This is a genomic window from Corynebacterium uropygiale, assembly GCF_021568315.1.
In the GTDB taxonomy this organism is placed as follows: domain Bacteria; phylum Actinomycetota; class Actinomycetes; order Mycobacteriales; family Mycobacteriaceae; genus Corynebacterium; species Corynebacterium uropygiale.
Window position 1 is genome coordinate 200,531 of sequence record NZ_JAKGSI010000001.1, and the last position, 26,796, is coordinate 227,326.

25 protein-coding genes and 2 tRNA genes are annotated in these 26,796 nt (G+C 64.6%); 16 read left to right on the plus strand and 11 right to left on the minus strand.

Annotation, left to right across the window (positions count from 1 at the left end; genetic code table 11):
- Positions 1-4 precede the first annotated feature (4 nt).
- Positions 5-511 (minus strand): phage holin family protein, encoded by a 507-nt coding sequence (locus L1O03_RS00960; RefSeq protein ID WP_236117552.1) that lies wholly within the window; start codon positions 509-511, stop codon positions 5-7.
- Positions 512-612: 101 nt separating this feature from the next.
- Between L1O03_RS00960 and L1O03_RS00965 the strand changes: the two genes are divergently transcribed.
- Positions 613-1,335: a hypothetical protein gene (locus tag L1O03_RS00965; protein ID WP_236117553.1), complete on the plus strand. Its 723-nt coding sequence runs from the start codon at positions 613-615 to the stop codon at positions 1,333-1,335.
- 31 nt (positions 1,336-1,366) lie between these two features.
- Here the strand turns inward: L1O03_RS00965 and L1O03_RS00970 are convergent, their stop codons facing one another.
- Entirely contained in the window at positions 1,367-2,170 is an 804-nt protein-coding gene (locus L1O03_RS00970; RefSeq protein WP_236117554.1) for an HAD family hydrolase, read from the minus strand.
- A 474-nt stretch (positions 2,171-2,644) separates the two neighbouring features.
- Here L1O03_RS00970 and ssd point away from each other — a divergent pair, with 474 nt between their 5' ends.
- The 7 genes from ssd to L1O03_RS01005 all read left to right on the plus strand — a co-directional run bounded on the left by ssd (position 2,645) and on the right by L1O03_RS01005 (position 7,372).
- The gene (gene ssd, locus L1O03_RS00975) at positions 2,645-3,742 is read left to right on the plus strand and encodes a septum site-determining protein Ssd (protein ID WP_236117555.1); all 1,098 of its coding nucleotides are present in this window, start codon (positions 2,645-2,647) and stop codon (positions 3,740-3,742) included.
- Positions 3,739-4,917 carry a TadA family conjugal transfer-associated ATPase gene (locus L1O03_RS00980; protein ID WP_236117556.1) on the plus strand — a complete coding sequence of 393 codons (1,179 nt, stop codon included), beginning with the start codon at positions 3,739-3,741 and terminating at the stop codon, positions 4,915-4,917. Before ssd ends, L1O03_RS00980 begins: the two co-directional genes overlap by 4 nt.
- Entirely contained in the window at positions 4,914-5,735 is an 822-nt protein-coding gene (locus tag L1O03_RS00985) for a type II secretion system F family protein (protein WP_236117557.1), read from the plus strand. Before L1O03_RS00980 ends, L1O03_RS00985 begins: the two co-directional genes overlap by 4 nt.
- Entirely contained in the window at positions 5,732-6,358 is a 627-nt protein-coding gene (locus tag L1O03_RS00990) for a type II secretion system F family protein (RefSeq protein WP_236117558.1), read from the plus strand. The genes L1O03_RS00985 and L1O03_RS00990 overlap by 4 nt, the downstream gene beginning before the upstream one ends.
- 75 nt (positions 6,359-6,433) lie before the next feature.
- Entirely contained in the window at positions 6,434-6,637 is a 204-nt protein-coding gene (locus tag L1O03_RS00995; protein WP_236117559.1) for a DUF4244 domain-containing protein, read from the plus strand.
- 91 nt (positions 6,638-6,728) lie between these two features.
- The gene (locus L1O03_RS01000; protein WP_236117560.1) at positions 6,729-7,013 is read left to right on the plus strand and encodes a hypothetical protein; all 285 of its coding nucleotides are present in this window, start codon (positions 6,729-6,731) and stop codon (positions 7,011-7,013) included.
- Complete coding sequence (locus L1O03_RS01005; RefSeq protein WP_236117561.1) at positions 7,010-7,372, plus strand: Rv3654c family TadE-like protein; 363 nt, start codon at positions 7,010-7,012, stop codon at positions 7,370-7,372. Before L1O03_RS01000 ends, L1O03_RS01005 begins: the two co-directional genes overlap by 4 nt.
- A 7-nt stretch (positions 7,373-7,379) precedes the next feature.
- On the opposite strand, the gene L1O03_RS01010 is transcribed toward L1O03_RS01005, so the two are convergent.
- Entirely contained in the window at positions 7,380-9,803 is a 2,424-nt protein-coding gene (locus L1O03_RS01010) for a DEAD/DEAH box helicase (RefSeq protein ID WP_236117562.1), read from the minus strand.
- A 101-nt stretch (positions 9,804-9,904) separates the two neighbouring features.
- Here L1O03_RS01010 and L1O03_RS01015 point away from each other — a divergent pair, with 101 nt between their 5' ends.
- The 3 genes from L1O03_RS01015 (at position 9,905) to L1O03_RS01025 (ending at position 14,548) form a co-directional block, all read left to right on the plus strand.
- A complete protein-coding gene (locus L1O03_RS01015; protein ID WP_236117563.1) occupies positions 9,905-10,111 on the plus strand; it encodes a cold-shock protein in 207 nt (68 codons plus the stop codon).
- A gap of 73 nt (positions 10,112-10,184) precedes the next feature.
- Positions 10,185-13,082 carry a type I DNA topoisomerase gene (gene topA, locus L1O03_RS01020; RefSeq protein WP_236117564.1) on the plus strand — a complete coding sequence of 966 codons (2,898 nt, stop codon included), beginning with the start codon at positions 10,185-10,187 and terminating at the stop codon, positions 13,080-13,082.
- Between the two features lie 80 nt (positions 13,083-13,162).
- On the plus strand, positions 13,163-14,548 hold the full coding sequence (locus L1O03_RS01025; protein WP_236117565.1) for a GntP family transporter: 1,386 nt from the start codon (positions 13,163-13,165) through the stop codon (positions 14,546-14,548).
- Positions 14,549-14,611: 63 nt separating this feature from the next.
- On the opposite strand, the gene L1O03_RS01030 is transcribed toward L1O03_RS01025, so the two are convergent.
- Positions 14,612-16,138, minus strand: a complete 1,527-nt coding sequence (locus L1O03_RS01030; RefSeq protein WP_236117566.1) for an adenylate/guanylate cyclase domain-containing protein — start codon at positions 16,136-16,138, stop codon at positions 14,612-14,614.
- A gap of 153 nt (positions 16,139-16,291) precedes the next feature.
- Here L1O03_RS01030 and L1O03_RS01035 point away from each other — a divergent pair, with 153 nt between their 5' ends.
- Positions 16,292-17,491: a DNA polymerase III subunit delta' gene (locus L1O03_RS01035; protein WP_236117567.1), complete on the plus strand. Its 1,200-nt coding sequence runs from the start codon at positions 16,292-16,294 to the stop codon at positions 17,489-17,491.
- An 84-nt stretch (positions 17,492-17,575) separates the two neighbouring features.
- Positions 17,576-17,651: transfer RNA gene (locus tag L1O03_RS01040), tRNA-Thr, on the plus strand.
- 370 nt (positions 17,652-18,021) lie between these two features.
- On the opposite strand, the gene L1O03_RS01045 is transcribed toward L1O03_RS01040, so the two are convergent.
- Together L1O03_RS01045 and L1O03_RS01050 are read right to left on the minus strand one after the other, a co-directional pair.
- Positions 18,022-18,168 (minus strand): hypothetical protein, encoded by a 147-nt coding sequence (locus L1O03_RS01045; RefSeq protein WP_236117568.1) that lies wholly within the window; start codon positions 18,166-18,168, stop codon positions 18,022-18,024.
- 16 nt (positions 18,169-18,184) lie between these two features.
- Entirely contained in the window at positions 18,185-18,685 is a 501-nt protein-coding gene (locus L1O03_RS01050) for a hypothetical protein (RefSeq protein WP_236117569.1), read from the minus strand.
- Between the two features lie 754 nt (positions 18,686-19,439).
- Here L1O03_RS01050 and L1O03_RS01055 point away from each other — a divergent pair.
- Both L1O03_RS01055 and L1O03_RS01060 read left to right on the plus strand, forming a co-directional pair.
- Positions 19,440-19,649 (plus strand): hypothetical protein, encoded by a 210-nt coding sequence (locus L1O03_RS01055; RefSeq protein ID WP_236117570.1) that lies wholly within the window; start codon positions 19,440-19,442, stop codon positions 19,647-19,649.
- Positions 19,650-19,766: 117 nt separating this feature from the next.
- Positions 19,767-19,839 (plus strand) — tRNA-Thr (locus tag L1O03_RS01060).
- Positions 19,840-19,912: 73 nt separating this feature from the next.
- Here L1O03_RS01060 and L1O03_RS01065 read toward each other — a convergent pair.
- From L1O03_RS01065 to L1O03_RS01085, 5 genes are all read right to left on the minus strand, one after another.
- The gene (locus tag L1O03_RS01065) at positions 19,913-20,611 is read right to left on the minus strand and encodes a response regulator transcription factor (RefSeq protein ID WP_236117571.1); all 699 of its coding nucleotides are present in this window, start codon (positions 20,609-20,611) and stop codon (positions 19,913-19,915) included.
- A 1-nt stretch (position 20,612) separates the two neighbouring features.
- Positions 20,613-21,842, minus strand: a complete 1,230-nt coding sequence (locus tag L1O03_RS01070; protein ID WP_236117572.1) for a sensor histidine kinase — start codon at positions 21,840-21,842, stop codon at positions 20,613-20,615.
- Positions 21,839-22,600: an ABC transporter permease gene (locus tag L1O03_RS01075; protein WP_236117573.1), complete on the minus strand. Its 762-nt coding sequence runs from the start codon at positions 22,598-22,600 to the stop codon at positions 21,839-21,841. Before L1O03_RS01075 ends, L1O03_RS01070 begins: the two co-directional genes overlap by 4 nt.
- A 4-nt stretch (positions 22,601-22,604) precedes the next feature.
- A complete protein-coding gene (locus tag L1O03_RS01080) occupies positions 22,605-23,582 on the minus strand; it encodes an ABC transporter ATP-binding protein (protein WP_236117574.1) in 978 nt (325 codons plus the stop codon).
- 242 nt (positions 23,583-23,824) lie between these two features.
- A complete protein-coding gene (locus L1O03_RS01085; protein WP_236117575.1) occupies positions 23,825-24,169 on the minus strand; it encodes a hypothetical protein in 345 nt (114 codons plus the stop codon).
- 1,036 nt (positions 24,170-25,205) lie between these two features.
- Here L1O03_RS01085 and L1O03_RS01090 point away from each other — a divergent pair.
- Entirely contained in the window at positions 25,206-26,672 is a 1,467-nt protein-coding gene (locus L1O03_RS01090; RefSeq protein WP_236117576.1) for a sodium:solute symporter family protein, read from the plus strand.
- The last annotated feature ends 124 nt before the right edge of the window (positions 26,673-26,796 follow it).

A 26,796-nucleotide genomic window follows, 5' to 3' on the forward strand; every position in this document is an offset into this window, starting at 1 on the left:
ATCCTCAGGAGTACATTCCTCGGGAGTTCGCCTCAAGCTTCTTCTGAGCCTGGCCGGGGACGAGCTTCTTCAGCTCCGTGACCGAATCGATGGTCTTCTCCGGCTTGCCGATCTTCTTCACCTTGAGGAAGCCGACCAGCGCGAGCAGCCCGGCGACCACGAGGATGATGGCGAACACAATAAGGAAGGCCGCCCACCACGGCAGCCAGATGTGCAGCAGGCCGGCAAGGAAAGCGAAGAAGAAGAAGGTGCTGTAGAGAGCCAGGACGCCCGCGGCGCCGAAGAGGCCGCCGCCCACTGCCCCCTTCTTCACTTCCTGGGCGAGCTCCGTCTTAGCGAGCTCCAGCTCGGAACGGAACAGGGTGGACATCTGGCTGGTCGCGTTGCTGATCAGCGTGCCAATGGAACCCTCGCCCGCTGCGCTGGTATCCACATCACTGAGAGGGATGGAATTGACCTGAGCGGAGAAATCCCCGCTCCCGTCAGTGAAGAGTCCGTCTTTGTTGCTCACGTTTGCTCTTTCCTCCGAAGGCGTTCAGATAATCCCAATGTTGCCACAGCTTCCCCATGCTGTGCGCATGGGGCCGCATCACGATGATTATCGTAGTGGACATGCCTTCTGAGTCCGACCCTTTGGCTCCCCTTCTGGCTGTGGGGGATGTCGCGGAGAGCTGCGAGCTGGCCTCGCGGGCGATCAATGCGGTGCACCGGCGCCCCGTCAATCTGAGGAAGTCGGATCTCACGTCCGCGGAGGCGGCGCTGCGCGGAGCCCAGGGCTCGGCGCTCCTCGCTGAGGGTGGCCCCATCCAGCCCGATCCGGAGAAGGACCCCGCCTTCCAGCGCATCATCCAGGTCTATGGGGTGCTGGGCCCCGAGGTCGCCCAGCGCAACGCCGCGATCCTCCTCCGCGCTCCGCGCCAAATGTTCTCGACGCTCGCCTCCCGGGCCGGCGTCCCGGCGCGTCCCGCTACCCCAGACGCGGCGGCTCGGCTGGATCTCCTCTCCCGGCTGCTGAGCCGGCGGCCCTCCCCACATCCGGGGGTGCTCACTCAGGTGCTCCATGCAGAGATTCTGAGCCAGGAGATCTTTGGGGAGGCCTCAGGTCCGATTGCTCGGGTGCTCAGCCGGCTCTGCGCCATAGGGACGGGCTTTGATCCCCGTGGCCTGTGCGTTCCTGAGGCCTATCTCCACCGCCATGAGGGTGAATACCGCGAGGTCATCGCAGGGTTCCCGCAGGATGCGGAGCACGCGGCCCAGGCCGTGTCCTTCCTGGCTCGGGCGTGGGAGGCGGGGGCGCGCGAGGCCGAAGGGATCGCGCGGCTGGCCTCGCACTGATGGGTGCTGGGGTGGGAGGCTGCGGGGGCTTTTAGTGCGCCGAGGTGGACGTCGAGCCCTGTCGGTCACGGAGGAACCACCACGTGCCGGCGCCGACGCTCGCGAGGGTGAGGAGGAGGACGGTGGTGAGCCCCAGCTCCTTGGTGGCGCTGCTGGTGATGCGGGGGTCGGGATTACGGAAGTCGAGGACCTCCCAGCCGCGCTCGGTGGCCTCGCGGCGCAGGACGCGATCAGGGTTGACGGCCACGGGATGCCCGACGAGCTCGAGCATGGGTATGTCCGCCGCGGCATCGGAGTAGGCATAGGAATCCCCCAGCTCATAGCCCCTTTCCTGGGCGATTTTTTCGATTGCCGCGGCCTTGTTCGGGCCCGTGCAATAGAAGGGAATATTCCCGGTGTAGGTGCCGTCCTTGATCTCCAGCTCGGTGCCGATGATGTCGTCAATCCCCAGCTCCTGGCCAATGATGTGGGCCAACTCCGGGACGGAGGCCGACACAATAATGACATCCTCCCCGTGGGCTTGGTGCCGCTGAATGAGCTCGCGTGCCTCCGGGAAAATCTTGGGGGTGAGGTAGGAGTGCATGGTGGCGTCGGCGATGTCGTGCACCTTCTCGACGCTCAGCCCCTCGATGACCGACGAGAGCCGCTCGCGGGCCAGGTCCAGTTGCTCCGCGCTTTGGGTGGAAAAGACCCAGGACAGCTGGTCGAGGGCGAGGTGAAGCGCATTGCCCGGGGAGATCATCCCGGAGAGCACGAGCTTGCGTCCCAGGGTGTGGGAAGAGGAGACGGCGATGATGGTTTTGTCCAGGTCAAAGAATGCGGCGGTGGGAGACATGACCTCAGTGTAATGAAAGTGCGCGAGCGTGCAGGGTGGAGAGAAGGAAAAGCGCTGCGTGGTAGGGGTGTGCACGAAATTCTTTGGCGGACTTGTGTTCCTGAAGGCAGCTGTGTCATAATCGCTCACGCAGGGCCCCCGATGGCAACATCGCGCGAGGCCCGCCCCGGCTCGCCCCCCGAGGCCGGGTTACCGACGGCCCGCGCGCACCCCCCCCGAGGCGCGGGCCGTCACCTATATCTGCAGGTGTTCTCGTTCCTGTGGATCAGGCCGGATGAGTTCCGGCCTTGTGTCGTGTAGGGGGTGGTGCGGGGTGGGGATAGCGCGGGAATGGGTGGTGCCAGTGTGATTCCTGGGGTGCGTGAGACGAGTTATCCCCAGAATGATGGTGACACGTCATCGGGATTCGGGCTTTTCCACAGCTGCCGCCGGAGGGGGCTGCACCGGCGCCGAGTCTCCGCGACACTCACACCCATGAACAGCATCTTGGTCGCCGTCACCGACCCGACCCTTCACCCCGAGGCCGTGCACATCGCCGCCGCGACGGGGCGCAAGGTCATCGATACGACGGATCCGCGCGACATTACCCGCCACCTCGCGAAGGTCGACGCCGTCCTCGTCGACGAAGGACCAGCCGCGCACGTGGGGAGCAGTCGGCGTCGGGATCGGATCTACGTGGTGGCCCCGGATCCTGGGCCCGTGCCCTGGCAGGCCGTGGCCGCGGCGCACGCGGAGCGGGCCTTCGTGCTTCCCGCCCAGGCCACGGACCTGCTGGCGGAGCTCGGCCGATCCGACGGGATGGTGGTCTCCTCCCGGCGGGGACCGGCGCGCGAGCATCGCGAGCATGGGGCGGTCCTGGCGGTGACCAGTTGTTGCGGCGGGGCGGGCACCAGCACCCTGGCCGCGGCGTGCGCCCTCCAGGCGTCGAGTAACGGATTCGAGGCCATGCTCATTGACGGCGATGCCGACTCGGGTGGAATCGATCTCTTGTGCGGGCTGGAGCAGCACGCTGGGCTGCGATGGCCGGACCTCACGTTCGGGCACGGAAGCGTCGATGGGGAGGATGTGCGCCGGGCTGTGCCGTCGACGACGAGCGGTCTTGCCGTGCTCTCATCGAGCCGCAGCACCCTGGCGGGCGAGGCGGAGCGCGATGCCGCTCTTCTGGCCGTTGCGCTGCGCGACCTCGCTGCGGTGCCCGGGCTCTGCGTCCTTGATCTTCCGCCGTACATGGTGAGCAGCGCGCGGGACATCGCGGATATGAGCAGTGCGTGCGATCGGATCGTCATGATAGTTCCCGCCGAAATCCGGCCGGTCTCCGCGGCGGCGCGCCGGATTGCCCGCTGGCGGGAGGTGGGCTCGGTGCCGGCGATGGACATCGTGTTGCGGCATCGGGGCTGGTCGGGGCTGAGCGCCGAGGAGGTTGAAGAGATCCTCGGACAGCCCGTCACGGCGGAGCTCCCACACCTGGGGCGCATCGCCAAGCACAGCGAGTTGTCGGGGCTCAGCCTGCCCCTTCCGGCGCCCCTGCGCCGTGTGGCAGTGAGTCTCCTTGAGGAGATGGGGTGGGCATGAACGGGACACTGAACGTTGATGCCATCGTCGAGCGCGTGCACCGGCGGATTGCGGAAGACGACGTCCAGCCGAGCCCGGAGGCGCTCGTCTCCGTGGTGCGGGAGGAAGCCGGGGTGATTAGCGACCTCGACATGCTGGAGCTCCTGCGCCGCTTGCGCCACGATTCGGATGGCGTCGGAGCGCTCGAGCCGCTGCTGGCGATCCCCGGCGTCACCGACGTGGTGGTCAACGGGCCGGGGGCGGTGTTCTTCGACCGGGGACGCGGGCTCGAAAGGGCCCGGCTGAGCTTTCCCTCCGATGCCGATGTGCGGCGCCTCGCCGTGCGGCTCGCCCACGCGTGTGGCCGACGGCTCGACGACGCCCAGCCCTTCGCCGATGGCCGCTTGAACAGGGACGATGGCAGCCACATCCGCGTGCACGCCATGCTCAGCCCGCCGGCTGAGAACGGGACCTGCCTGAGCCTGCGCGTCTTGCACCAGGCGGCGGACACCCTGGACAGTCTTGTTGGCGCGGGGACGATGCCGAAGGACATCGCGAGCGCGCTGGGGCTCATCGTCCGGGCGCGCCGGGCGTTCCTCGTCACGGGTGGAACCGGCAGCGGGAAGACGACGCTGCTCTCCGCGTTGCTTGCCGAGGTCCCGCACGATGAGCGCATCATCTGCATCGAGGACACGGCGGAGCTGCAGCCGCGGCACCCGCATGTGCTCACGCTCGTCGCGCGGGCGAAGAACATCGAGGACCGGGGTGAGATCACCCTCTCCGACCTGCTCAAACAGTCATTGAGGATGCGTCCGGACAGGATCATCATCGGGGAGATTCGCGGGGCGGAGGTCGTCGACCTCCTCGCCGCCCTCAACACGGGGCACGACGGCGGGGCCGGCACCGTGCACGCCAATTCCCTCGCGGAGATCCCCGCGCGCATGGAGGCGCTCGCCGCGCTCGGAGGACTGGACCGCACGGCCGTGCACTCCCAAGTGGCGGCCGCGCTGCAGGTGGTGCTCGTCATGAAGCGCCACGCCGAGGGGCGACGCCTCCACCAGATCGGGCTGCTCGAGGGAAACCCGGTACGCGCCCGCGTGCTCTGGGATGAGATCCACGGAGAGACCCCAGAATTCCGTTCCTACCTGCGCGAACTGCGGGAGCAGCTCGGCCTCGTGGAGGGGGAAACGCCATGATGACCTCCCTCCTCTGTCTCCTGGGCGGCGGGCTCTGCGCTCTCCTCGGCACACCCCGTCCATCCCGGCGCCTCCCGCGCGAGGCCCCACGAGCGCTTCCGCTGCGTCGTCCGCCCTTCATCCTGGGGGCTGCGGCGGCTGCTGTCCTCGGCGTGGGAGTGGTGCTCACAGGGCAGCTCAGCACGGCGCTGAGCATCAGTCTTCTCTCTGCCACCCTCGTGTCCCTGTGGCGACGACGCCGACGCCAGGCCCGCACCCAGCGGGTCCACGAACTCAGCGCGCAGCTGGTGGGGCACGTTCTCGCGGACCTCCGGGCAGGGCACTCCATGCCGCAGGCTCTCGCCGCGGCGGCGGAAAGCGATGTCCTCGGTAGCAGCGAAGCCGCCCGGGGCATGCGCACCCTCATCGGGGTGGCGGCCACCCGGGCACACCACGGCGGCCGAGGCGGTGCCGTGCTCACCGAAGCCCAAAACACCTACCCTGACCTCGCAGAATGCGGTCGCCTCTGGGACAACGCGGACCGCCACGGAATCCCCATGGTCCCGCTCTTGGAACACGTGCAGCGGAGGATCGACGCGCACCTGCGTCACCACCGGGCCACGGCAGCCTCCCTCCAAGGAGCCCAGGCCACGGCGCTCATCCTCAGCGCTCTGCCCTTGGTAGGCATCGCGTTGGGCAGCTCCATGGGCGCCCACCCGCTCAGGCTTCTCCTGGGCGGAGGACTGGGCGGGATCCTCCTTCTCAGCGGTGTGGCGCTCTGCTGCGCCGGGCTGTGGTGGTGCCACCTCATTATCTCGACGGCAGGAGGAACACCATGACCCCGATGATGGCTTTCAGCATCATGCTCTGCGCAGCGGCCCTCTGGCTTCCGTCCCTTCGCCCGCGGGGGAGGATCCGCAGCCGAGAGCAGAACCCCCACCGTGTCCGGCGCCGACGCCACCCATGGTGGGCCCGGGATGGGCCGCGGCAAGCATCCCGCTCGTCTCGGTCTCGACGCCCAGATCCGGCGCTTCTCCTCACCTGTGCCGCGGACATCGATCTCTTCGCGACCTGTGTGTCGGCGGGGCTTTCCTCGGCGGCAGCGGCCTCCACCGTGGCGGCCAGCGCCAGGCCCGCGACGGCAGAGCAGTGGGCTACCGTCTCTGCCCTGCTTGAGCTGGGGATGCCGCCGGAGAAAGCCTGGTCGCCCGTCGTCGGGCTCCCGGGGTTGGGGGACCTGGCGGGGCTCAGCACCTCCTCCCATCGTTCGGGGGCGGCGCTCGCTGATGGCTGCGAGCGGATCGCTGAGCGGCTGCGCGCCGAGACCGAAGAGCACGCCACCGCCGCGGCGGAGCGCGCCGGGGTATTCATCGCGATGCCCCTGGCGCTCTGTTTCCTCCCGGCCTTCATCCTCGTGGGGCTCGCGCCCGTCATCGTGAGCCTCGCCCGCGATCTCTTTTAAGAGAACGCCCACGTCATCCACATCATCCACCACATCCGTGCCTCAGGCACAGCAATCTGAAAGAAGGTACACCCTATGAAGAACACCCATCTTCCCGCACGGAGGTTCTCCCTCGAGCACCTCAGCAATGACCACGGAATGAGCACCATTGAGTATGCGATGGGGAGCCTCGCGGCAGCTGCGCTCGCCGGAGTGCTGTACATGGTCATCAAAGGGAGCTCCGTCGTCAAAGCCATTGAAGGGATTATCACCGATGCGCTGTCCCAGACCCCGGGCTAAAGCGGTCCCGATCTGTCCAGCGGCGTCGTCCCGCGAGCCCGGCAGGCCCCGGAAACCATGGCGAGGACTGCTCAGGGACGATCGTGGTTCCGTGAGCATTGAGGCGGCACTCGCTCTCAGCAGCCTCGTCATTGTGGCGGCGGCCTTCATTGCAGGGCTGGTCACAGTTGGCGCGCAGGTCGCGGCCGTCGACGCCGCCGCTGCGGCAGCGCGGGCCGCCGCTATCGGGACCACCTACCAGCCTCCGCGGGGCAGCGTGGAGGTGAGCTCCGATGGGGCTCTGGTCACTGCGCGGGCCACGGTCCCCGGTCCGCTTGGCACCATGAGCGCGGAGGCCATCGTCCCGGCCGAACTCGTCGTGGAGGCAGGATCATGATGGCCCAGCATCGTGGGGCCGCGCGGGATGCGCAGCGCCGGCGGTTTCTCCGGGGCGAGGAGGGCTCGGCCACCGTCGCGGCGGCCAGCATCATCCTCGTGCTCTCCTTCGTGGCCTGCCTGCTCATCGGGGCGGGGGTGTTCCTCGTCGCCCAGCACCGGGCGCGCAGTGCTGCAGACATGGCGGCCGTATCCGCAGCCTGGGCACTGTACCAGGGAGAGGACGCATGCGCGGAGGGGCGCCGGGTGAGCGAGCTCAACGGCGCGACCCTTCGGCGCTGCACCACGGAAGGCGCCGACGTCATCCTCAGCGTGAGCGTGCGCTCCCGCGAGGCGGAATCCCGGGCCGGGCCCCTCTGAGCTGGCTCTACGCGGACGAGGATGTGGGGCCGTGCTCCGGGTCGGCGGTCTCCAGCATGGTGACCAGCGCCCCGAGCAGTGCGATGGCTCCCTCCTTGTCCAAGGGCTCATTGCCATTCCCGCACTTCGGGGATTGGATGCAGGAGGGACAGCCGCTCTCGCAGGAGCACGAGCGCACGGCCTCGTACGTCGCCGTGATCCACTGCTGGAAAAGCCGGAAACCACAGTCCGCGAAGCCAGCGCCGCCGGGGTGGCCGTCGTAAACAAACACGGTGGGAAGGAGAGTATCCGGGTGCTCGGCGGTGGAAACACCGCCGATATCCCAGCGGTCGCACGTGGCGAGGAGCGGGAGAATCCCGATGGCGGCGTGCTCGGCGGCGTGGAGGGAGCCGGGGATCCGCGAGGGATCGATGCCGAGGGAATCGAAGATCGTGGGGTCCACCGTGTACGCCACGGCCCGCGTGCGCAGGACCTGCGGCGGGAGGTCGAGGGGAGTGGTTCCGAGGATCTCGCCGTCGAAGCTGCGCGTCATATAGCCCACGACGTGATCGGTGACCTCCACATCGACGTTTGCTACCGAAAGGCCGGGGTGCGGGTGCCAGGACTCCTCCGGTGAAGGCTCCGACAACACAGCAATATCCGTGACGCTCCGGGCGCTCGTCGTGTAGTCGGGCGTGGCCGGGTGAAGAAGGGCGAGGTGATCGTCGAGGAGAAGATCGTCAACAACAAAACTCTCCCCACGGTGCAGGTACAGCGCGCCGGGGTGGACCTGGGAGCAGGCGCGGGCGGAATCGACCGTGCCGATCATCCGGCCATCCGTGGCGTCCACCAGGAGGACCTCGTGGGCTGAGCCGCCCCGCAGAGAGACTGCGCTGTGTGCGGTGTCGGGACAGAGCCCCTCGTGCTGTTCGCGGTCGGCCGCGGGCAGCGCCACCGGGAACCAGCCGCGCGGGCGCCGGCGGAGGAGACCTTCCTCCGCGAGGTCCGCCACCACCTGCTCGGCGTGGAAGAAGGTGATGTCCTCATCCGTCAGCGGTTTTTCCACCGCCGCGCAATAGACGTGGGCGCGGAGGACAAACGGATTCCACGGGTTAAAAACGGAACGCTCCACCGGGGTGCCCAGGAGGGAGTCAGGGTGGTGAACGATGTAGGTGTCCAGCGGATCATCGCGGGCGACGAAGATCGCAAGCGACCCCTGGCCGCGCCGGCCCGCCCGGCCGGCCTGTTGCCAGAAGGAGGCCACCGTGCCGGGAAAGCCCGTGGTGATCACCGCGTCCAGGCCACCGATGTCGATGCCCAGTTCCAGGGCGTTCGTCGTCGCCACGCCGAGGAGATCCCCATTGTCTAGGGCTTTTTCGATGGCGCGTCGATCCTCCGCCAGGTAGCCCGCGCGGTAGGAGGAGATGCGCTGGGCGTCCTCGCGTCGGCCCATCCCAATGAGGTTCTCCGCGCAGCGCAGGGACACCGTCTCAGCCTGGCGGCGGGAGCGGACGAAGGTGACGGTCCTGGCACCCTCCGCGATAAGCCGGGACATGAGCTGGGCGGATTCGCTGCCGGCGGGGTGGCGGATGGGAGCGCCGTGTTCCCCCTCCACGCCGGGGAGGAACCCAGGCTCCCACAGGGCAATGGTTCGCTCCCCGCGGGGAGCACCATCCTCCGTGATCTCGTGGGCGGCTCGGCCGGTGAGGAGGCTGAGGTGCTCGGCGGGGGCGGCGGACGTCGCCGATGCGGCGATGACCACCGGGTTCGCCCCATAAGAGGCGGCGAGGCGCAACAGCCTGCGCAGGACGAGCGCCACGTGCGCTCCGAAGACACCGCGGTAGGAGTGGGACTCATCGATCACGATCCAGCGCAGGTGCCGGAAGAGGCGGGCCCAGCGCTGATGGTGGGCGAGCAGCGAGGTGTGCACCATGTCCGGGTTCGTGACGATGAAGCGGGAGTGATCGCGGATCGGGCGCCGGGCCTCGATGGGGGTGTCCCCGTCGTAGGTGGCGGGGTAGAGCGTCGAGAGCTCGGGGATACCGGCGATGAGTGAGCTCACGGAGCTGATCTGGTCCGTGCCCAGGGCTTTGGTGGGAGACAGATAGAGCGCGCAGGCCGCCGAGTTCTGGCTGCACGAACTGAGAAGAGGAAGGAGGTAACCGAGGGACTTACCAGAGGAGGTGCCCGTCGCGACGACGGTGTCCCGGCCTGCCCAGGCGCTCTCGGCGGTCTCGCGCTGGTGTTGGTAGAGCTGCCGGATGTCGCGCTCGTCGAGGGCTCGCCGCAGGGCAGGGGAGACCCACTCGGGGAAGTCCACCCAGGTGGCGCCGCGGGCGGGCTCGGTGACGTGGAAAGTGCAGGTGGAGTCGCTGAAACGCTGGGTGAGGATGTCGAGGAGCTCCTCGCCGAAGCTCGGCGGGGCGCTCGGGCCCTGGCTGGTGCTGGGCATCCGCATCCTCCTGCATCCTCCTGTTCATCCCGCGCCCATGGCGCGCTCCCTGAAGGCCCAGAGCATTTCGTGAAGCTCGTCCCGCGTGACAGACTAGTCCCATGCAACACGGCACCGTGAAATGGTTCAACGCGGAGAAGGGCTTTGGCTTCATCACACCGGATGATGGTTCCGCGGATGTTTTCGTCCACTACACAGAGATCATCGGAACGGGTTTCCGCACCCTCGAAGAGGATCAGCGAGTGGAGTTTGAGGTCTCCGGATCGGCGAAGGGAATGCAAGCCCAGCGGGTGAGCATTCTTGGTTAGCATTCTCAGTGCGTGGTACAAACTGTGTACCGTATGGGGGAGTTAACCGCAACGACTAGAAAGATGTGATCCCGTGGCAGGACAGCAGGGCGATGGTGTGAAGCGCCTCGTGATCGTCGAGTCGGCGACCAAGGCGCGGAAAATTCAGCCGTACCTGGGGGATGATTACATCGTTGAAGCCTCCGTGGGGCACATTCGGGATTTGCCGCGCGGAGCCGCCGACGTTCCCGCCAAATACAAGAAGGAGCCGTGGGCGCGCCTCGGCGTGGACACCGATCACGGGTTCAGCCCCCTCTACGTCATCAGCCCGGAGAAGAAAAAGAAAGTCAGCGAGCTGAAGCGCCTGCTCAAGCAGGTCGACGAGCTGTACCTCGCCACAGACCCCGACCGCGAGGGCGAGGCCATTGCCTGGCACCTCCTCGAGGTCCTCAAGCCGAAGATCCCCGTGCGCCGCATGGTGTTCAACGAGATCACCAAGTCCGCCATCATCGAGGCCGCGCAGAACACCCGCGAACTGGACTCCAACCTGGTGGACGCGCAGGAAACCCGCCGCATCCTCGACCGCCTCTACGGCTACGAGATTTCACCCGTCCTCTGGAAGAAGGTCATGCCGCGCCTGTCCGCCGGCCGCGTCCAGTCGGTGGCCACCCGCGTCATCGTCGAGCGCGAACGCGAGCGCATGGCCTTCGTCCCCGCCGAGTACTGGGATCTCACCGCCGAGCTCGAGGCCGACCCGCGCTTCAGCGCCCGGCTGGCCAGCATCGACGGCAAGCGCATCGCGCAGGGGCGTGATTTCCGCGACGACGGCACCCTCAGCGGCGAGGCCACCGTCGTGAACAAAGAGCGCGCCGAGGCTCTGGCGGAAGCCCTGGAGGGCCGCCAGCTGACGGTCGCCTCGGTGGAGGAGAAGCCCTACACCCGCCGGCCCTATGCGCCGTTTATGACCTCGACGTTGCAGCAGGAGGCGGGGCGCAAGCTCCACTACACCTCCGAGCGGACCATGCGCATCGCCCAGCGGCTCTACGAAAACGGTCACATCACGTATATGCGTACCGATTCCACGTCGCTCTCGGCGTCGGGTGTGGCTGCCGCGCGGCAGCAGGCCAAGGAGCTCTACGGAGAGCAGTACGTCGCCGCCTCCCCGCGCCGCTATGACCGGAAGGTGAAGAACTCCCAGGAGGCCCACGAGGCCATCCGCCCCGCCGGCGAGCGCTTCGCGACCCCGCAGGAGCTCCGCCAGCGGCTGGACACCGAGGAGTTCAAGCTCTACCAGCTCATTTGGCAGCGCACCGTGGCCAGCCAGATGGCCGACGCCAAGGGAACCTCCATGAAGGTGACCGTCGCCGGCGACGCCCGCACTGGCGAGCACTGCGCCTTCACCGCCTCCGGCCGCACCGTGACCTTCCCCGGCTTCCTCCGCGCCTACGTGGAGAGCAGCAAGGGCATCGCCGACGATGCCGAGAAGCACCTCCCGCAGCTCAGCACCGGCGACACTCTCGACGTGCGCAGCCTCAGCGCGGACGGGCACACCACGAACCCGCCCGCCCGCTACACCGAGGCCTCGCTGGTGAAGAAGATGGAGGACCTGGGGATCGGCCGCCCGTCCACCTACGCGGCGATCATCAAGACCATCCAGGATCGCGGCTACGTGCTGCCCCGGGGAAATGCGCTCGTGCCGAGCTGGGTGGCGTTTGCCGTTGTCGGCCTCCTCGAGCACAACTTCGCTGACCTCGTCGACTATGACTTCACCTCCTCCATGGAGGATGAGCTCGATGACATCGCCCGCGGCGAGGAGGACCGCACCGCCTGGCTCAACGGCTTCTACTTCGGCAACCCCAATGCCAGCGAGGGCATCGCGGACTCCGTGGCCCGGCAGGGCGGCCTGAAGAACCTCGTGGGCGATAATCTCGAGCACATCGACGCCCGGCTGGTGAACTCGCTCCACCTGTTTGACGACGACGAGGGGCGCCCCGTCGTCGTCCGCGTGGGCCGCTACGGGCCGTACATTGAGCGGCGGATCGGCACCACGGAGGAGGGCGAACCCCAGTACCAGCGGGCGAACCTCCCCGAGTCCACCACGCCGGACGAGCTCACCCGGGACGCCGCCGAGAAGCTCTTCGCCACCCCGCAGGGCGGCCGTGAGCTGGGCGTGAACCCGAAGAACGGGCGCACCATCGTCGCGCGCGAGGGGCGCTACGGTCCGTACGTGACGGAGCTCGTCAACGATGATGAGCGCGCCAAGGCCGAGGCGGAGGCGGAGACCATCGTCGCGGAGGAGCGCGCCCAGGAGGATGCCGAGCGCGCCGCCGCCGGCAAGCGGAAGAAGAACTGGGAGACCAAGACCGCCCAGAAGCAGAAGGAGAAGCGCATCGCTCAGCACATTGAGGAAACTCTCAAGCCGGCGACCGCCTCCCTCTTCTCCACGATGGAGCCCGCCACGGTCACCCTCGAGGAGGCCCTCCAACTGCTCACTCTCCCGCGGGAAGTGGGCGTGGACCCCAGCGACGGGCAGGTCATCACCGCGCAGAACGGCCGCTACGGCCCCTACCTCAAGAAGGGGAATGACTCCCGCTCGCTGGGCAGCGAGGAGCAGATCTTCAGCATCACCCTCGACGAGGCCCGCCGCATCTACGCCGAGCCCAAGCGCCGCGGCCGCGCCGCCGCCCAGCCGCCGCTCAAGGTCCTGGGCGATAACGACGTCTCCGGCAAGCCGATGACCGTGAAGGACGGCCGCTTCGGCCCCTACGTCACGGACGGCGAGACCAACGCCTCCCTCCGAAAGGGGGATCGCCCCGAGACCATGACCGACGCCCGGGCGAACCAGCTCCTCAGCGAGCGGCGCGCCAAGCTCGCCGAGACCGGCGGGGCGAAGAAAACCCGCAAGAAGGCCTCCAAGAAAGCCTCCAAGAAGGCCTCGAAGAAGACGAGCACCAAGAAGACGACGAAGAAGAGCACGAAGAAGCGCTCCTAGCCTGAAGGGCTGAGAACGGGGAAGTCGGCGCTCGGGCGTCGTCGTTCCCACCGCGAACCCAGTTGTGTGATACTGAACACATGACTGGGTTCTCTGTGTTGGCCATCGGTGTCCTGGCCATTGTTGTGCTGCTGCTTCTGGTGATGTGGCTCAAGGTGCCGGCCTTTGTGGCGCTGATTATCGTTGCGCTGCTCACGGGCCTGGCCACCGGCATCCCGGTGGGCGATCTCATGTCCGTCCTCACCGAGGGGGCGGGGAAGACGATGAGCTCGGTTCTCATGGTGGTGGGGCTGGGCGCCGTGCTGGGGAGGATCATTGAGCTCTCGGGCGGGGCGGATGCCGTGGCCAGGCGTTTCACCCGACTCATGGGGCCGCGGCGAGTGATCGCGGGGGTCACGACGGCCTCCTTCGTCCTCGGTATCCCGGTGTTCTTCGATGTCGGGTACATCATCCTCGCCCCGATCGTCTTCGGCTTCGCGCGCACGGCCCGACTCCGGCCGGAGCTCCTGGGGCTGCCGGTGGCGGGCGTCCTCATGGTGGTGCACGTCATCATGCCGCCGCACCCGGGGCCGGTGGCCGTCGCGGGGTTCATGAGTGTGGATGCCGGGCTTCTGACCTCCGTGGGGTTGGGGGTGAGCGTGCTGGCGGCGCTCCTCGGCTACGCGCTCACGCGGTGGTGCGCCCGCGCGGGGTGGATGGCGGTGGAGCGCGCGTCGGCGGGGGAGGGCGAAGGCGGCGACACCGGCGACTCCCGGGAGGGGTCGGCGCAGCGAGGGGAGGCCGCCACCCCGCCCAACCCGTGGGTAGTGATGGGTCTTGTGGTGCTCCCCATCGTGCAGATCATGGTGGGCACCGTGGGCGCGATGCTCGCACCCAAGGGCTCGACGGCTGCCGGCGTGGTGGGGCTCATCGGGCATCCGGTCGTGGCGCTGCTCGTGGCGGTGGCGCTCGCGGCGACGGTGGTGGGCCGCGGTCAGGGCTGGTCCTGGGCGCGCCGGGCGGAGGTGATGGAATCCGCCCTGCCGAGTGTCGCGGTGATCGTGTTTGTCACCGGCGCGGGCGGGGCCTTTGCGAACGTGCTGGTGGCCTCGGGGATTGGGACGGTGCTCTCGGACATGCTGGTGGCCGCGCACCTGCCGCTCATCCTCACGGCCTATGTGGTGGCGCTGGCGATCCGCGTGTCCCAGGGTTCGGCGACGGTGGCGATGCTCACCGCAGCGGGGATCATCGCGGAGCCGGTGGCCCAGTCGGGGCTGAGCCCGTGGCAGGCGACGATCGTGGCCTGCGCGGTGGGCTTCGGGGCGCTCGCGGCCTCGCACATCAATGACTCGGGCTTCTGGATCGTGACGAAGTACCTCGGGTTGAGCGTGAAGGACGGGCTTCGGACGTGGACGCTCGCGTCGACGCTCTTCTCCCTCGCCGGCTTCGCGGTGTGCGCGGGGCTGTGGTGGGCGCTCGCCCTCTGAGGCGGCGGGGCGCGGGGGCCGGGGGCGGAGGCCGCGGCCCTCGGCGCGCAGCCGGGCGCCGCCCTAGGAGCGGTCGGCGAGGGTGGCGCGGATCGGGCGGGCGAGCTGGGTCATCTCGCCGCGCCCGCGCAGCTCGACGGACTTCATGAGCGTCCACCGGGCCTGCTCGGCTTCGTTGGCCCCGCGGAGGGTGGCGGCGCTGGTGAGGACGCGCCCGGGGGTGTCCTTGGCCAGCTCGGTGAGGCGGGCGGCCTGGTTGACGGCGTCGCCAATGACGGTGTACTCAAAGCGGTCGTGCCCGCCGATGTGCCCGGCCACGACGTGCCCCGCGGCCACACCGATCCCGGCCTGCAGCTTCATGCCCTTGAGTTCCTGGCGCAGCTCGCGCGCCGCGGTCATGGCGTGGGAGGTCGCGTCGGAGAGCATGAGCGGCGCCCCGAACACGGCCAGCGCCGCATCCCCCTGGAATTTGTTGATGGTGCCGCGGTTGCGGTGGACCACCTCCACGACGTGCTCGAAGAACTTGTTCAGCTCGTCCACCACTTCCTCAGGCGTGTGGTTGACGGCGAAGTGCGTCGAGCCAATGACGTCGATAAACAGCACCGCCACCTTGCGGTCTTCCCCGCCGAGGGTGGGCCGCTCCTCGAGGGCTCGACGCGCGACCTCGGCGCCCACATAGCGGCCGAAGATGTCCCGAACCCGCTGGCGTTCCTTGAGGCCGCGCATCATCTCGTTGAAGCCGGCTTGGAGCACGCCGATTTCGGAGCCGTCGTAGATGTCGACCTCGGCGTTAGTATCGCCGCGACGCACCCTGTTGATGGCGTCCTGGAGTTCCTGGATGGGGTCCACCACGCTCATCACCGCGAAGGTGGTGCCGATAAACCCGGTGACCAGCGACGTCGCGGAGAGGGCGACCACGGCGGGGATGAGGTCGTCGGCGTCGCCGCTCAGCATGCCCACGCGGTGCGCGATGAAGAGGAGCACGATCCCCACGATCGGCGCCGCCGAGGTCATTGCCCACGTCATGCGCAGCCGCTGCTGGATCGGGGGCTCGAGGGTGGAGTCCTCGAAGCGCCGGGCCAGGGCCGTCGCGGCCACGGGGCGCACGAGCCGCTCAGCGAGCAGGTACGTAATGAGCGTGACTACCGCGGAGGCCAGCAGAGTGAGCACGACGATCACCAGCACGAGCTTCCACGAGACGGTGGAGGCCACGGCCGCCGCGATGACGATCCCCAGCAGCCACACCGCCGCGCACACTCCCGCCTGGTAGACGGGGATCCTCATGACGAGGTTGCGGACCATGTTCGGATCATGATCCTGGGGGCTGCGCTGCCAGTCAATGACCGGCCGGAAGAGGAAGAAGGTCACCACCATCCCGATGGCCACCGCGAACACGAGATAGCAGATGCCCAGCACAGGCAGGTAGGTGGCCTTCGATGTGAGGATGTCCACCTCGGGCATGGGCACGAGGAAGCGGACAAACAGGGTGACCGCGAGCGCGCCAGCCACATTGGAGCCCAAAACGAGGGCGGCGTAGAGGGGCCACGAGGTGCCCCACAGCCATTTCATGGCGCGCAACATACGAGTCATGCTCTTCACTTTATGCGGATGAACGGGGAGTCATGGCGTGGGGCGCGCGCCCCAGCCCATTTGACGGTATCACCTGGGGCGATGCCCTGCCATCCCCGCCCGTCTTCGGCGGCGCGATTCTGCCGTCGGGCGCGCCGGCTACAGTGAAGACTCGTGAGCAGCAACGAGTTCCCCAGCATTGCCGAGCGGCTCGCCGATGCCCCCGAGGTCCGGCGTGTCATTCTCGACGCCGCGGCCGCTGCCAGAGATCCTCGGCGCTCGCCCAGCGCCATGACGCATTCCTGGGTGTTCACGGGCCCGCCCGGCTCGGGGCGTTCGGTCGCCGCGCTGTGTTTGGCGGCCGCCTTGGTCTGCGATGGGGAACCCCTGGGCACCTCGGAGGCCGCGCGCACGGTCTTTCGGGGCAGCCACACGGATGTTGTGCACATTGTTCCCGAGGAGCTCTCCATCGGCGTGGACACGGTGCGCAGCATCATCGAGGATGCCTCGCGGATGCCCACCGTCGCCCCCTGGCGAGTGCTCATCATGGAGGACGCGGATCGCCTCACCGAGTCCGCGGCGAACGCCCTGCTCAAGACGGTGGAGGAGCCCCCGGAACGCACCGTGATTATTTTGTGCGCTCCCTCCGTCGACCCTGAGGACTTCTCCGTCACCCTCCGTTCGCGGTGCCGCCACGTGTATGTGCCGACGCCCTCCCTCCGCGAAATCACGCGCATCCTCGTGTCGGAGGGGGCGACGGAAGCAGACGCCGCCCTCGCCGCGGCGGCCTCCGCCCGACACATCGGGCGCGCGCGGCGGCTGGTACGCTCCCCGGAGGCCCAGCAGCGCCGGGCGCAGATCCTGGGCCTCGCGGAGCTCATCAACCACGGGGACCAGGCCTTTCGTGCGGTGAGCTCCCTGGTGAAGGCCGTGGAGCAGGAGACCAAGGAGGCCTACGAGGAGTCCAATGCCGCGGAGATCGCGGCGCTGAGCACGGCCCTCGGGATGGGGGCCAAAGGCCGAGGCGCCCAGAAAGCACTGCGCGGCGCGGCCTCCCAGATCCGCGAGCTGGAGAAGCAGCACAAGAAGCAGGAGACCCGCCGGATCCGGGACATCCTCGATCTCTCCCTCGTGGACCTGGCCGGCCTCTACCGTGACGCCCTCATGCTCTCGACGCGCGCCGGCGTGGACCTTACTCATCCCGACTTCCAGGGCCTCGCCGGGGAGATCGCCGCCGCGGTGCCCGCCCCGAAGATTGTGGAGTGCGTCGACGCCATTAGCCGGTGCCGCGAGCAGCTTGCGCAGAACGTGCGGCCCGCCGTGGCGATGGACGCGATGGTAGGAAGGATTCGCCTGGCCAGCGGCGTGCGCTGAGGGGGCGAGGGCACCTGGTGCCGGCGGATTTTTAGATTCCGTGAGAGTACGGTAACATGACCACTCACGCACATCAGTGCGTGTGCCGCCTTAGTTCAGTCGGTAGAGCGCTTCACTCGTAATGAAAAGGTCGCGAGTTCGATTCTCGCAGGCGGCTCCACGGAAAACACCCATTGAGTCAGATCCCGGGAAGCCGGGGCTCAATGGGTGTTTGTGTGTTGGGACTGGCACTCGGGGCTAGGGGCGGCGCAGCCGATAGCGTTGCGAGGCTGTCTCGCGAGAAGGGGTAGCGGGCACATTCACCGAAGAACTCGTCGAGGATCTCAACGGAAACCTGTTGATGATCCCCCCCAGGAAAGGATCCGTGCGGGCATACTGACATTGAGACGATTCTGACGACGTGTCAAAGGACAAAAGATTCAAGGGAACGAACGTGCAGGCGTAGCTAGGTTACCCCTACTGCGTAGGGGTAACCTGCTGGCGCGATCACTCCAGCTCCGCCCACACGAGACTTAGTTGAGAATTAGTCGTTAGCATTGAGGGCCGTTCTTCCTGAGTTCTTCTGATAATCCCTTTACCTCTTTTCGGATATCGAGGAGAAGCTTCCCTCCAGCAATGACAATAATAATTATCAGAACTGGAATTAGCAGGAGTCCGACAATTGCAAGAATTTCCATGGTTCCAATCATAATTTTAAGGCTTGATGTCGACGCAGGCGTAGTTTCCCCAAGAATTTCCGATGCGAACACGGCCGCAGAATGATGTGTTCGCGTCAAGATTTTTATTTAGGTGGAAAGTGTGAGTTGCTCGACCAAAAGCGCAATTACTACTTCCCGATTCGGTCACGCGGCGCCCATCTTTGTAGTAGGCTATTTCGAATTGATCCACGCATGCGTTTTTGTCTTTTAGATCTGTTCCTGGAACGTATGCGACGGTCGCCGTGGTGACATTCAGTCCGCTGCCATTGACGTAGAGCCAGTTCCATGCCCCCGCTCCGCCCGGTGCCCACGATCCGCCATTGGCACTTCGTGGCTCATGATCGGCGGAATGCTGGATGGGTGCAGTGGCAACGGCTTTTCGAACCGTTGAATTTTCTCCATGTGGTTCCTCTGCGCATGCGTGCGGAGAAACTACGGACACTGCTGTAGCGATTGACAATGTCGCAATCATAAATCTTGGGGAAAGATTCTTCATGAATCCTCCTGATGTTGCTTATGGTAGTGGCGTGATGTCATCATCTGACTGGGACACAGTTATTTTCCTGTAGGGAGTAAAGATCTGTGTCTTGTAGATGTATGCTAGGCGAGGTACAGACGGGCTTCCAGAGATATTGGAAAAAATATCCCCACTACCCCCGATTGGGGGATAAGTAATCTTATTCGTGCTGCTAGGATATGTTTCTAGAGCCTAGTTATTAGATGTCTACTAGAAAATATCACTGGACTATGCACATGTGCCTCGAGGGGGGGCTGCGGAAGGGTAGATGCGTTGTTGTCGTTTATGGGATCCATTGCGCTGACTTGTGACATTGCGATGGCAGAGTGGATCCGGTGGTTTCAGGGCAAGTATTGTGTCGGCGGTCACTATTGTCCCTTTGCGTACAGTTCCTTACGAAGTGTCGCGAACGGCAGACATGACTGTGTGGGAAACTATGTGAAGGGGTGGACGAGCTTTCACCAGCTTCCTCACGAGATGAGAATGAGGGTTCTGCTGCTACTGGTGATCCTGTTAACGCGTCTCTGGTACAGGGGAGGTAGGAGATCACATCTGTGAGCCCAGTGGTGTTTGGCTTTGGCGGCCCCGTCCTACACACAACAGTCAACACAGCGGTGCCGCCGGGCAGATCCGGGAGTTGGAAAACCAGCACAAGAAACAAGAGACTCGCCGCATCCGGGACATCTTGGATCTCTCACTCGTTGACCTCGCGGGACTGTACCGTGACGCGCTGATGCTGTCCACGCGCGCCGGGGTGGCGCTCACCCATCCGGATTTTGAGGGCCTGGCGGGGGAGATCGCCACGTCGGTGCCCGCGCCGAGGATCGTGGAATGCGTCGATGCCATCTCCCGGTGCCGCGAGCAACTGGGGCAGAATGTACGGCCGGCCGTTGCGATGGACGCGATGGTGGGAAGGATTCGTCTGGCGAGTGGGGTGCGCTGAGGGCCATAGTCTGGCTAAGGAGCAGGTACGGTGGCGGCGCCTGGCAGGATATTCAGCGGGATTTTTAGATTCGGGGGCAGTGTGGTAATATGACCACTCGCGCGCGTCGGCGCGTGTGCCGCCTTAGCTCAGTCGGTAGAGCGCTTCACTCGTAATGAAAAGGTCGCGAGTTCGATTCTCGCAGGCGGCTCGGTGGAGAAGCTCCGCGTCCTGTGATGGGATGCGGAGCTTTTTGCATGACCTGGGGGTGCCGGTGGCCTGTGTCATAGCCAGCCGCGGCGCTGCGCCGCCTGGGCGGCGCTGATCCGATTGTTTGCCCCCGTTTTCGCAATAGCCTGCGATGCGTGGTTGCGCACTGTCCCTGGGGCGAGGAACAACCGACGGGCAATTTCCCGTACGGGTGCGCCATCGAGGGACTCGCGGAGGACATCACGTTCCCTGGGGGTGAGTGGATTCGCTCCGATGGAGAGGGCCTCCGCGGACAAGGTCGGATCAATGACCGTGCCACCCGCATGTATGCGGCGAATCGCGGCGGCTAGCTCCTCGGCCGGAGCGTCTTTCACCATGAAGCCCGATGCACCAGCTTGCATGGCTCGTTGGAGGTAGCCAGCCCGGCCAAAAGTGGTGACGATGAGGACGCGGCACCCGTTGCTGCTGTGGGGTGCGTGGGCTCTCTCCGGTGTGGTGGGGGTCTGTGCCGTGCGTGTGGCCTCGGCGATCTCTGCAGCCGTTGTGATGCCATTGTGCGGCATTTCAATGTCGAGGACCGCGACGTCAACACCGAGGTCAACCACGGCGTCGGCCACACCATTTCCGGAAGGGAACTGCGCCACCACGTCAATATCCGGCTCAATATTGAGCAGTGCTGCTAATCCCGCGCGCACGAGCTCTTGGTCATCTGCGAGGACCACCCGGATAGGAGTGATATCCGGATGCTCGATCGGCGCTGTGTCGGGTGTCATGTTACTTGTCATTGTGTCTCCCCCGCGCCTCGTGCTTGTGGTGCTGTCGGCCACGCGTGAGGGGCGCATTGTCATTATCCGATCCTGCTGACATCACAATGTCGACGACAGTGCCGTGTTCTGTCGAGTGAGCTGAAGAGGCTGCTGTCACGGGGAGCACCGTACAATGCCCGCCGGCCGCCTCCACCCGCTCTTTGAGGCTGCGTAGTCCTTTGCCGCCGCGGGCTAGGGGTGACACGGTATTTTTCTGATCGCTGCTGACCGCGTCGTGGATGCCACCAGCTGTGTTGTCAATCCCTACCCCGTCATCGATAATCCGCAATCGCTGTGGTGCTACCTCCACCGTGCATGTGTGCGCACCAGAATGCCGCACCACATTGGTGACTGCCTCGCGGAGACAGGCGGCAAAAAGACGATCGGTTTCCGGGGGTAAAGAAGGCACGTGGTCCGGCCAGCAGGCCGTCATACCGGCAGCGCAGATGATCTCACGTGTGCGAGCTAACTGCCCAGCGAAATCGGGTGTCTCCAGGAGCTCTGCAGTGGTACGCACTTCATGCAACGCCTCGCGGGCGACGTCGAGCACAGCGTCTATTTCTGAGCGGGCGGCATCATCCTGAGATCCGATGAGACGTTGGGCGAGCTGTGCTCGTACCGTCACCGCTGTCAACGCTTGCCCCAGTGAATCATGAACGACGCGCGCCATATCCTCGCGTTGTTCAGCTAACGCTCGTGCCGCTGCGAGATCATGAGCTCGGTGTTGGGCATCCCGCATGAACCGGATGAAGAACATTCCGGCTAGGGAGAACAGAATGATCCAGACCAATCCCTGTCCCATAGCATCGGGCACCCACATCACGATGATCGCTATCATCGCCACTGTCACAGCTGCTGTCCCCACACAGGCCACTGCTAAAGAATCGACAAAGATCCACGTCGCTGTGACAAAAGGATGCATAACGATGGCCGAAAAACCGGCTCCAGGTGTTGCCAGTCCAGCAAGGATGAGCAGAGGAACGGACATCCACGGACGTCGATGATTGAGCAGAACCGACACGGACGAGAAAAATGCAGCGAAGGCGATAATGGCGATCGAAGCAGTCGCCTGCCATCTGACCGAGAGGGGCGTCGTCCAGGTTTGGGCAAGGGGCCACAGAAGAGTCGGAACGAACACGACGTTTGACCATGCGGACTTCACCCGTCGCCCGGATCGCAGGCGATACGAAAGCCTCATCGAGCCGTCATTCGACGCGCACCGCGCACACATACGAGAGCCCACACTGCCGACCATACGGCAATACTAAATAGAGCGGCAGTAAGCGTCTCCTGTTGTGCCATCCCATCGTGGTAATATTCACCGGACAATTGTGGCCATCGGGCCAGAATCGCTGAACCATACATGGGGGTGAAGCGAGAAAACTCTGCTAATGCCCCATGCAGTGGGACAAAGAGATTGCCAAGGAAAGAGAACACCACCAGCAACCCTGAAGCAATAGGTATTGCGGAATCCGTCGGCAACACGAGTGCCATGGCCAGGCCAAACAGTGTCATGGGGGCGGCGGCCACAAGAATGAGCACCACAGTGGCAGCCCACCTCCCGGCGCCATCCATATGCGAACCCGTTGCTGCGCCGAGGCTGAACACGAGAAGGACAGAAAAAGTGGCCATGAGGGCAGCCATAATGATCTTTCCTCCTAGCCATGCCCGCTGCGACAATCCTGCCAGTCGTAACTGGCGGACCCATCCCGATTGACGCTCCAACGTGATAGCGCCGGCAATGGAGATAGCAACTCCGGCAGCGCCATAGAGGGCCATGGATGTCATGACGACGGCAGCGGTATTACCGTGACCGGCGGCGTCGGCATCGCCGGAGCTGGTTGTCCCGAACATGAGGTAGAGGGCGCCGGGTAGAGCGACCGTGAAAATGAGAAGATCAGGCTTGCGTACTATGCGCCGCAATTCTTGCTGTAGGTACGCTGCGAAGGTGTGCATGGTATTACTCCTCGATCAACGTGGCGGGTGCGTCGTTGGCAGTAGCGGCGTGGCGTGCGAAGGCGTCGAATTCTTCTGACGCGTCGCCGTGCTCGCCACACTGGAAAAAGAGATCCTCGACGGAGGGCACTCTCACTTCAAGGCGTGACGCGGCCGCCATATTCAGGAGGGTGCGCACCGCTGCATCGCCATCAGGTGCGGTGAGCCGCATTCGTCCGTCGATGATGACAAGGTCTTCTGGTGGTATACCGAGGGATTGAACGAGGTGGGCAGCGTCCTCGGCGGTGCCCTGCCACACTCCGGTCACGTGCCGCTTCGTCTTACTCGCGAGCCTCGCCACGGGCATATCTGTGACGATTCGACCTCGCTGGAGGAGGATGACTCGGTCGGCGGCGTCGTCGACTTCGTGAAGGTAATGCGTCGCGAAGACAATGGCGCGCCCCTCGGTAGCTTCCCGGCGCATTGCTGTCCAGAAACTACGTCGGGCTTCGGCGTCCATGCCGGCAGTGGGTTCGTCGAGTAGGAGGATCTCCGGGTCTGGCAGAAGAGCGAGCGCAAACCGTAGGCGCTGGATCTGGCCGCCGGAGCATTTGCCTACTCTGCGGTTGACGAAGTCGGTACAGCCGGAGCGGTGAAGGACATCGTCGACGGGGAGGCAATCACCGAGGATGGCGGCCGTCATCTGGGCGGTAGCTTTCACGGTGAGATCAGGGAGCAGCCCGCCGGATTGCAGCATGGCCCCGACAGTGCCGGGAACGGCTCCTGGGCGTTGACCGAGAACCTCGATGCTCCCGTCAGTTGGGTCGCTCAAGCCCATCACCATGTCCAGGAGGGTAGATTTCCCTGCACCATTGTGACCAAGCAGAGCGACAACCTCGCCCCTATTGATCTGGAATGTGACGTTATCGACGGCTGTAACGGACGTGCGGCCGTGCCCGAATGTTCGGGTGACGCCCCGAATATCAATGGCTGGTGTTCTCATGCTTCTCAGTCTCGCCGATAAGCAAAGAAAAGACATGTGCCAAACGTCGTCAATAGTCCATGACTTTTGTCATGGGAGGCCGGAGAAGAAGCATGGCGCGGGGAGGGGCGCCTGCCCTCGGCCGACCGTGGGGCGGCTCGTGGTCATCTCCGTGCAGCGAGAAGCTGGTGTGCTGTGAGGAGGGGCCGTGGAGTATGGGTGCGTGTGTGGGGGGGCGCAACTGCGCCGTAGGGGGGAGTGAATTATGTTTCCCGTACCACTTTTAGGGCAGTGAGTATCGCGCCAAAGAGGAGAAATCCGAGGGGAAGGGCCTCGGGCACTGTGGGGAGGAAATGCATGATGGTATACAGTGCTCCACCAACGATAATGATCCCGCTTTCGCTCCCTGTCTTTATGCGCCGCTTAGACATATTATAGATGAAGAGAATGGCGCATATTATGAAGAGTGTGATTCCATATGGGGTGGCTGTCCCGAGGAGAAGGGAAAGCATGGCTTCAATTGCCAATACCGCGAGGTCGATGCCACCATATCTGGTGATGGTCTCTTGATTTATTACTTGCATTTTTCGGCGGGGGCTTTCTCCCAACCAATATTCATAAATTGACTGAAGTCATAGCATTGTGGGTCATTGGCTCACTCGGCTTTGTTCGTTATCTTTTCCCACAATGCGGTTGCTCCCATTCCGCAAGCAATGCTTGCTTTGTGACTGTGTGTGAAGTACTCACATACTGCAGTTGCGGTGCCCGATGCTCCGAGTGACCAGAACTCTTGTCCTGTCATGTAGATTCGTGGACCCCAATCCCACTCGAAATGAATATAGTTGGAGGGGACATTTGGGGCCGCTTCGGACGGTACTGTGTACTCGACAGCGATCCCTTGAGGGTTAACTTTTCGGTATGTGTCAATTCTGCGATTTCCCATTTCCTCGCTGTTCACTCTAGAGTAGCCATCGTTCATGAGTTCCTGCTTGCGTTGATGGCTGTCATGCGAGTAGACATCGAGATCTTTATTTGTGGGTGCGAAGTTTCCGCTTCTACTAGGGGAAAACTCCTCTGCATGTCCGCTAGTAGGGAAGATGGATAGTGTTGTCAGCACGATCGAGAGTCCTGCGAGAAATTTTCTCATCATATCCCTTTCTTATGGGGTCTGTGCCCCAAAGGTAGCACAAGGGATGGCCATTCTCCTCTATAGTGCGAAAAGTCATATAAAAATATAAATGTGATAAGTAGCATATCTGACGACATGCCTTTCGCGCATTATGTGTTGCTGGGGCGGTAATGGTGTCGATAAGGGGCAGATTGAGCAATGTCCGACATTCTCCTGGAGGCGGTGCCCATTTTCTGTAGGGGGGCTTGCCTGCGCGGGGCCGCGCTGTGAGTGTCGGGCCGCGTGACGTTCCGCCGTCAAGGGTGAGATGCGTCACGGTCGGGGGTGAATGTGTCCCACTAGAGATAAGTTGTCTGACGTCTCCGGTAAGATAAGGGGCACTGCACGTGAGCGTCGCCACTGCGGCGCGTCTACACACTGAGAAGGATGCCTCCTGGAGAGGGGAAAACCTCATGTCATCTAGTGTCCTCGCTGCTCCCGTCACGGGATTCGGGATAGCGAACTGGGTAGTGGTTGTGATCTATTTGCTCGCCATGCTGGGAGTGGGCGTGTGGTTCGCCCGCCGGGCTGGGCGGAGTCAGGACGACTACTTCAAGGCGGGTGGCCGTATCCCCGCGTGGGCGGCCGGATTCTCGATCTACGCCACCACGCTGTCCGCCATCACTTTCATGTCCACCCCGGAGAAGGCGTACCTCACGGACTGGGCCTATGCCGCGGGAAACCTCGCCATCTTCGCGATCGTGCCGATCCTCATTGGCTACTATGTCCCCTTCTTCCGCAAGCTTGACGTGACGACGGCCTATGAATACCTCGAGGAACGTTTCGGCCCTTCGCTCCGACTCATCGGTTCGTTGCTCTTTGTCTTCTATCACCTGGGGCGCATCGCCATTGTCATTTACCTCCCCACCCTTGCGCTCACCTCTGTCACAGACATCAACCCCATGCTGGTGGCTGCGGTCGTGGGTCTGCTCTGCGTGATATATACCTTCCTCGGCGGTATGGAGGGGGTGATCTGGTCGGATGTCATCCAGGGCATCATTTTGTTGGCTGGTGCCGCGACCATCGTCATCTGGGCTATGGCCCTCACTCCCGACGGGTTCACCGGCGCGGTTACTGAGGCAGCGCAGGAAGGTAAGTTCCTGTCTGGTCAGAACCTCTCGATGGGGAACCTGGCCGCCGCCCTGCCGATCATTTTCATTGGCAGCGCCCTCAACTCCCTGCACCAATACACCGCAAGCCAGGATGTGGTCCAGCGCTATCAGACCACGCCGTCCGTCGAGGCGACGAAGCGCTCGCTCATCGTCAATGGTGTGTTGGCCCTGCTGACCATCCCCCTCTTCTACGGCATGGGGACGGCGCTGTACAACTACTACACCTCGCAGGGCGGGCTTCCGGAAGGAGTGAATACTTCCGCGGTGGTGCCCTACTTCATCGTCACCACGCTTCCCGCGGGACTTGCGGGCCTGCTGGTCGGTGCGATCTTCGCGGCAGCGCAGTCCACTATCTCGTCCTCGCTGAATTCCATTTCTGCCTGCGTGGTCGTCGACATTCGGCAGCGCTTTTTCGGCACACGTGGTGAAGCGTCTGTGATGTTTTCCCGGATGGTGATCGTCGTGGCTGGCCTCTTCTCGCTGGCAGCGGCTCTGTATTTGGTCGCGACCAACAAGTCCGACCTGTGGGATCTCTTCCTCGCCATGACAGGCCTCTTCGGCGTCCCCCTCGCGGGCGTGTTCGCCCTCGGTATCTTCACGACGCGCGCCAGCACCCCAGGGGTCATCCTCGGCCTGCTCCTCGGCGCAGCGGCGGCGTGGAGTGCGGGACGGCTCGACGTCGGGCCCTTCATCGTCTCGATCACGGCGTTCGTCGTTGCGCTGGTGGCCGGCTATGTGCTCTCCCTGCTCATCCCCGGTTCCCATGACCCGAAGCGCGTCATCCCGCTCACGGTGAAGGGCCGCGGCGCGGCCTATGAGCGCCGCGCGTAGAGGGGCGCGGAGTTCTCAGAAGCAGCATGCACGGCCCCGCGAAAAACAGGCTCTGAGCTGGCCTGATCGCAGGGCCGCTGTCATGTCCGACCCGTCTTGTAGACTCATCGGCACTATCGACACA

Excerpts from the sequence above, each read along its gene's own strand:
- L1O03_RS00990 (WP_236117558.1), top strand. The coding sequence starts at position 5,732 with ATGACCCCGATGATGGCTTTCAGCATCATGCTCTGCGCAGCGGCCCTC.
- L1O03_RS01050 (WP_236117569.1), bottom strand. The coding sequence starts at position 18,685 with ATGAAGAATCTTTCCCCAAGATTTATGATTGCGACATTGTCAATCGCT.
- L1O03_RS01045 (WP_236117568.1), bottom strand. The coding sequence starts at position 18,168 with ATGGAAATTCTTGCAATTGTCGGACTCCTGCTAATTCCAGTTCTGATA.
- L1O03_RS01005 (WP_236117561.1), top strand. The coding sequence starts at position 7,010 with ATGATGGCCCAGCATCGTGGGGCCGCGCGGGATGCGCAGCGCCGGCGG.
- L1O03_RS01030 (WP_236117566.1), bottom strand. The coding sequence starts at position 16,138 with ATGACTCGTATGTTGCGCGCCATGAAATGGCTGTGGGGCACCTCGTGG.
- L1O03_RS00985 (WP_236117557.1), top strand. The coding sequence starts at position 4,914 with ATGATGACCTCCCTCCTCTGTCTCCTGGGCGGCGGGCTCTGCGCTCTC.
- L1O03_RS01080 (WP_236117574.1), bottom strand. The coding sequence starts at position 23,582 with ATGAGAACACCAGCCATTGATATTCGGGGCGTCACCCGAACATTCGGG.
- L1O03_RS01075 (WP_236117573.1), bottom strand. The coding sequence starts at position 22,600 with ATGCACACCTTCGCAGCGTACCTACAGCAAGAATTGCGGCGCATAGTA.
- L1O03_RS01025 (WP_236117565.1), top strand. The coding sequence starts at position 13,163 with ATGACTGGGTTCTCTGTGTTGGCCATCGGTGTCCTGGCCATTGTTGTG.
- L1O03_RS01015 (WP_236117563.1), top strand. The coding sequence starts at position 9,905 with ATGCAACACGGCACCGTGAAATGGTTCAACGCGGAGAAGGGCTTTGGC.
- L1O03_RS01055 (WP_236117570.1), top strand. The coding sequence starts at position 19,440 with ATGCTGTCCACGCGCGCCGGGGTGGCGCTCACCCATCCGGATTTTGAG.
- L1O03_RS00980 (WP_236117556.1), top strand. The coding sequence starts at position 3,739 with ATGAACGGGACACTGAACGTTGATGCCATCGTCGAGCGCGTGCACCGG.
- L1O03_RS00965 (WP_236117553.1), top strand. The coding sequence starts at position 613 with ATGCCTTCTGAGTCCGACCCTTTGGCTCCCCTTCTGGCTGTGGGGGAT.
- L1O03_RS01010 (WP_236117562.1), bottom strand. The coding sequence starts at position 9,803 with ATGCCCAGCACCAGCCAGGGCCCGAGCGCCCCGCCGAGCTTCGGCGAG.
- L1O03_RS00970 (WP_236117554.1), bottom strand. The coding sequence starts at position 2,170 with ATGTCTCCCACCGCCGCATTCTTTGACCTGGACAAAACCATCATCGCC.
- L1O03_RS01070 (WP_236117572.1), bottom strand. The coding sequence starts at position 21,842 with ATGAGGCTTTCGTATCGCCTGCGATCCGGGCGACGGGTGAAGTCCGCA.
- ssd (WP_236117555.1), top strand. The coding sequence starts at position 2,645 with ATGAACAGCATCTTGGTCGCCGTCACCGACCCGACCCTTCACCCCGAG.
- L1O03_RS00995 (WP_236117559.1), top strand. The coding sequence starts at position 6,434 with ATGAAGAACACCCATCTTCCCGCACGGAGGTTCTCCCTCGAGCACCTC.
- L1O03_RS01065 (WP_236117571.1), bottom strand. The coding sequence starts at position 20,611 with ATGACACCCGACACAGCGCCGATCGAGCATCCGGATATCACTCCTATC.